The organism is Xenorhabdus sp. PB30.3 (assembly GCF_963895965.1).
Taxonomy (GTDB): domain Bacteria; phylum Pseudomonadota; class Gammaproteobacteria; order Enterobacterales; family Enterobacteriaceae; genus Xenorhabdus; species Xenorhabdus stockiae.
The window spans coordinates 1-1,626 of record NZ_CAWQMW010000100.1; the positions used below are offsets into that span (position 1 = coordinate 1).

The window sequence follows — 1,626 nt, forward strand, 5'->3', positions numbered from 1 at the left end:
TGGATTTAAATAAATATTGTTAATTAAACATTTATAAACGTTATTTGACTAGAATATGTTGTTGTGTAAATTCATGGCTGATAATAAACGAAGGTGTTTTTTATTCTTCATCAGAACTGAAGTCCTTTTTATCATTTCTGATTTAATTATCTTTTTGATTTTTATGTTTTTTTCTATTTTCTCTGGTTTTAATTAACTTGTTTTTCTTTAGGTATATATGCTCGATAAACTTCAAGTTACAACGGACAATATGAGGTGAGTCCTTATATCTCCCCGCGGCGCGGGGGGATATAACACGCATTTTGAAGTTGAATAGGTATAAGAGGGTAATGGCGATATTTACGCTATTAAAATAAATATAGTATTTAAATTGCTGACTATTAAAAAAGAGACAGGCATGGATAATTTTCAATTTTATTATCAGTGGGAATTGGATTACCTACAGCAAATTGAAAAATTAGCCAGTAAAGAAAAACCACATTTAGCAGAAAATTTTAATGGATGTGATCCTGATATTGAGCGGCTGAATCAGGGTTTTTCTGTGTTAATGGCTCGTTTACATCAAAAAGTAGATGATGCTTTTCCTGAAATTACTTTACCTCTGCTACAACAATTAAAAGCATTACCTGTTAAAGGAATTCCAGCAACCAGTGTTGTTCAGTTTAGTGCAATGGAAGGAATTAAATCCGCCGATATATTACGGCGTGGATCAGAAATTTCATCAAATACAGGGGCAACTTTTGTTACAGGCAGAGAGTGTAATATTGAGCCTCTGATGCTGGTCGCTCGTGAGATGAGTTGTCAGGAGGAAACCAGTAGTATTACCCTGACTTTCCAATATACAGGCGGGGATGATTACTGGTCCATCAGCCCCATTAATCTGTTTCTCAGCCCTGATGAGACAGTAGCCGATGCTTTGATGCTTGCTCTATGCCGCAACTTACGGGGTGCGATACTAAACCATAACGGATTGAATTATTCGGCTGAACCCTTTTGGTTTGAACCTCTGTCGGGAATTTCACGCCTGATTTTACCAGCTCCCGCGTTAACAGCAGGGAACTGGGCACCTCAGATGTTAATAGAATCACTTTACCTGCCACATGTTCACCATTTTCTGACGTTATCGCTACCCACAGTCATGCGTAATCGGTTGTCCATGACCGAAAGCCGACAATTCAGCATCACATTAAAGCTCAATGAAGCATTGTTTCTTACTGAAGCCCAACTGGCTGATGCTTTTCATCTCCATTGTGTACCTGTCGTAAATCTAGAACGTGAATTGAAAATCACCCTTCCTTTTACGCAGGATACCGTTCGTTATCCTCAAAAAATTGTTGAAAGAACACCGCGTCAAATCTGATAGCAAATTCTATGAAGACAGTAATCTTCACCCTGTACGGGAATACACCACACAGAAACGTGAATCTGCCTATGATTTTTGGTGCCGGTTGGCGGCTGAAGAAGGTATTGCGTTTTGGTTTGAGGAGGAGCAACTCTTTTTCAGCGATTCCCATTTAGTACTACAGCCGTGATCCATATTGTGTCATGATGACTCTCTATCTTCCTAACACCAAGGGAGGTGTCCTATGGCCTCACCTGTCAATCTCTGGGAACAGGCGCTTCGGC

Annotated in this window: 1 protein-coding gene and 1 pseudogene; both read left to right on the top strand. The window is 39.4% G+C overall.

The features are described from left to right. Positions 1–397 precede the first annotated feature (397 nt). Positions 398–1,360 carry a type VI secretion system baseplate subunit TssF gene (locus tag AACX38_RS06375; protein WP_228865904.1) on the top strand — a complete coding sequence of 321 codons (963 nt, stop codon included), beginning with the start codon at positions 398–400 and terminating at the stop codon, positions 1,358–1,360. Then, positions 1,320–1,517, top strand: a pseudogene (locus tag AACX38_RS06380) (contractile injection system protein, VgrG/Pvc8 family); the annotation flags it as partial. The gene AACX38_RS06375 and the pseudogene AACX38_RS06380, both read left to right, overlap by 41 nt. Positions 1,518–1,626 lie beyond the last annotated feature (109 nt).

What these genes read in the sequence shown, in the direction of transcription:
- AACX38_RS06375 (WP_228865904.1), top strand. Translation starts at nt 398, where the DNA reads ATGGATAATTTTCAATTTTATTATCAGTGGGAATTGGATTACCTACAG.